The following is a 3405-nucleotide window of genomic DNA, read 5'->3' as shown; positions in this document are numbered from 1 at the left end:
GACCTCAGCGTGTCAACCGGAATCCGGATACGCACATTCTTTTGCCGTGTCGCCCGGCTCGGCGGCCCCCGCCCCGGCCCGTGGCGGGCCCGAACCCGGGGTTCGGGCCCGAGGGCGTCACCGCGTGCGGATCCCGAGGAAGCGCTGCCACCAGGCGGCCCGCGGCGGCGCGACATCGGCCGCCACCGGCATCGGCGGCCGGGCTGGCGCGACGGCCGTCGGCAGCGGCTGCGCCTTGGCCGGAGCGCTCGGTTCCGGTGCCTCCGCGACCCCACCGCGACGCGGGGTGAAGCGTGCGGGCAGGCTGTTGAGCCGGGTGGAGACGAGCGAGGAGGTGAAGTCCAGCTCAGCCTCCGACACGGCGAGTTCGATGTCGGGGAGCCGTGCCAGCAGTGTGTCGATGCCGGTGTCGGCGATGGCGCGGCCGATGTCCTGGCCGGGGCACTCGTGCGGACCGGCGCTGAATGCCAGATGCGAACGGTTGCCGTGCACGGGCGCATTCAGGTCGGGCCGGATCTCCGGATCGACGTTGCCGGCCGCCAGGCCGAGCATCACCATGTCGCCCGCCCGGATGACCTGATCACCCAGCTTGGTGTCCCGTCGCGCCCACCGGAACGCGCCGACCGACATGGGCGGGGCGTCCCACATGACCTGGTCCAGGGCGTCGGGCAGGGTCAGGGACCCACCGGAGAGGCTCGCGCGGAAGCGCCGGTCGGTCATGACCGTCCGCAGCGTGTTCGCCATCAGGTTGGTCGTGTTCTCGTGTGCGGCCACGATGGCGTGGCGCAGGTGCTCCATCACCTCCTGGTCGCTGAGCTCCGACTCGTGGGCCAGGAGCCAGCTCGCGAGGTCGTCACCGGGGGCGGCCTTCTTCCGCTCCACCAGGTCGGACATGAGGGAGACGACGTACTCGTTGCTCTGCAGAGCCGTCTCTGTGCCCTTGACCATGTTGCGCACGGCCGTACCGAGGGGGAGCGCGTCCTCGTCGCGCACGCCCATCTGGCGCGCGAGGACCAGGACCGACAGCTTCTCCGCGAAATCGGTGACGAGGTCCGCCCGGCCGGTGCGGGAGAACGAGTCGACCAACTGCTGGGTGTGCCGGACGACGTAGCGGCGAATGCCGTGGCGGTTGAACTTGCCCAGACTCTCCGTCACCGCCGCCCGCAGCCGCGCGTGTTCCGGGTCGTCCGCGAAGACGAGCAGCGGCTGCCAGGCCGTGATCGGCAGGAGCGGCGAATCGGCCGCCAGCTTCACGTTCCAGATACGGGAGTCGCACGACCACAGCGACGGGCTGCGCATGACGTCGAGGTTCTCCCTGTGCCCGAGGACGAACCACGCGGGTACGTCACCGGGGAGCAGCACCGGCGCCACTTGGCCGTGCTCGCGGCGCATTCTCTCGTAGAGGGCGTACGGTGCGTCCGCCTCGGGCCCGTACAGGCGCTGCCGTCCGTCCAGGCCGTGGGCGTGCGCGGGGCACTGAGGTGGCGGGACGGCGGCAGGCGTTCCGGTGCCGTCTGCATACGGGATGGTCACGAGGCCCTCCGAGGGCGACTGCTTGCGGTCAACGTGATGCCCCAGCCGCCCTTTCAACCCGTGAGTGGCACCCTCCGCGTCCTGGCGAGCGGCGGCCTCTCGGTACGCGCGTCGCTGGGGCACCGAGGCGGTGCGCTGCCTCCGCGTGAGGCGTCCTCTTCGGAGGATCGAGAAGCGGGAAGCGTCCGCAGCATACGCTTCTTGACCCCCTGTCAGCACAACATCACATAACACCACAGGTGCCGCATGGGGGTGTTGCCCTCCCCGTGCGCCCTCGCGCGGAACCGCCGCGGATGGTGTGATCAGGCCAGGTCATCCCCAGGACGGCCGACCGCAGAGAGCAAGAGAGGACCCCCCTTATGTCAGTTGAAGAGCTGGGCAGAGCCGAATCGGTCGTCACCCGCGCCCCTGGCGCAGTACCTCTTCTGGGGCATGCGCTCACGTTGTGGCGCGACCCGCTCAAGTTCGTGCAGTCGCTCCGCGGTCACGGCGATGTGGTCCGCGTCGACCTGGGGCGCCTGCCGGTGTATGTGGCCACCACACCCGAACTCGTGCACGAGATCACCGTGGCCCAGGCCCGCAGCTTCGAGAAGGGAAGGTTCTTCGACCGGCTGCGCCCCCTGGCGGGCAACGGCCTGGCGAACGCCGACGGCGAACTGCACCGCCGGCACAGGCGGATGGTCCAGCCGATGTTCTCGAAGGAGCGCATCCACGGCTACTCCCACACCATGCGCCGCAACGCGGAGGCGATGGCCGACTCGTGGGCGCCCGGCAGTGTGGTCGACATCCAGCAGGCGATGGCCGAGTACGCCATCGAGACGCTCGCCGACACGATGTTCTCGACCGAGATGGGCATGCCGGCCGTCGAAGCCGTGCGCAAGAACCTCCCCGTACTTTTGAAGAATCTCCTCATACGGGCGGCCTCGCCCAAGTTCCTCGACCGGCTTCCGATCCGGGCGAACCGCGACTTCGACAGGGCCGCCGCCCAACTGCGCTCCGTGATCGACGAGGTGGTGGCCCAGGCACGCCGCGACGGACAGACCGACCGGTCCGACCTCCTCACCCTGCTGCTCGCCGCCCAGGACGAGGACAGCGGGCAAGGGCTGACCGACACGGAGGTCAGGGACGAGCTGAGCACCGTGATGTTCGCGGGCGCGGAGACGACCGCGTCAGCTCTGGCCTGGGCGTTCCACGAGCTCGTCGCCCGCCCCGACATAGAGGAGCAGATCGTCGCCGAGATCCGGTCGGTCGTGGGGGAGGGGCCGGTCACGATCGCCGACGTCCCGCGGCTGACGAGCATCCGCCGCGTCCTCGACGAGGTGCTGCGGCTGCACGGGGTCACCCTGCTGATGCGCCGGACCACCGTACCGGTGCAGCTCGGCCGGCACCGGCTCCCCGCCGGGACCGAAGTCGCGTTCAGCCTCTACGCCCTGCACCGGGACCCCGCCGTCTACGACGACGCCGCGTCGTTCGACCCCGACCGGTGGCTTCCTGAGCGGCGAACGGCCGTCCCCCGTCACGCCTACGTCCCGTTCGGCGCAGGCAACCGCAAGTGCATCGGGGACCAGTTCGTCTGGACCGAGGCGACGATCGCCATCGCGACCGTCCTGCAGCGATGGAAGCTGAGCCCCGCTCCCGGACACACGCCCAAGGAGGTCGCCTCCGCCGTCGTGCACGCGGACCGCATCCCCATGACCGTGAGTCCCCGCGACTGACCGGGCGGTACGGCCGTCCCGCGCCGGTCGTGGCGTCGGCCCGGCGATCACGAGAGTGACGTCGCCGCGAAGGCGTTTTCGCGTCGCCAAGGCCGGCCGCGCGAAGGTGTGTTCGCTTCGCCGACCGGCCGTCCTCCTGGGGCGCCCGGCGCGTGGG

2 protein-coding genes are annotated in these 3405 nt (G+C 70.6%); one reads left to right on the top strand and one right to left on the bottom strand.

The annotated features are described in order from the left end of the window. Positions 1-117 precede the first annotated feature (117 nt). Complete coding sequence (locus ACWGH4_RS33070; RefSeq protein ID WP_441261803.1) at positions 118-1533, bottom strand: cytochrome P450; 1416 nt, start codon at positions 1531-1533, stop codon at positions 118-120. Between the two features lie 359 nt (positions 1534-1892). Here ACWGH4_RS33070 and ACWGH4_RS33065 point away from each other — a divergent pair, with 359 nt between their 5' ends. Beyond that, positions 1893-3248 carry a cytochrome P450 gene (locus tag ACWGH4_RS33065; protein WP_453467353.1) on the top strand — a complete coding sequence of 452 codons (1356 nt, stop codon included), beginning with the start codon at positions 1893-1895 and terminating at the stop codon, positions 3246-3248. Positions 3249-3405: the final 157 nt, after the last annotated feature.

The sequence above is a fragment of the Streptomyces sp. NPDC054847 genome (genome assembly GCF_053610925.1).
The sequence above is the reverse complement of the archived record's forward strand: the minus strand, read 5'-3'. Positions and strand labels throughout refer to the sequence as shown.

Bases quoted from the DNA above. Each gene is read 5' to 3' on its own strand.
- ACWGH4_RS33065 (WP_453467353.1), top strand. From the start codon at position 1,893: ATGTCAGTTGAAGAGCTGGGCAGAGCCGAATCGGTCGTCACCCGCGCC.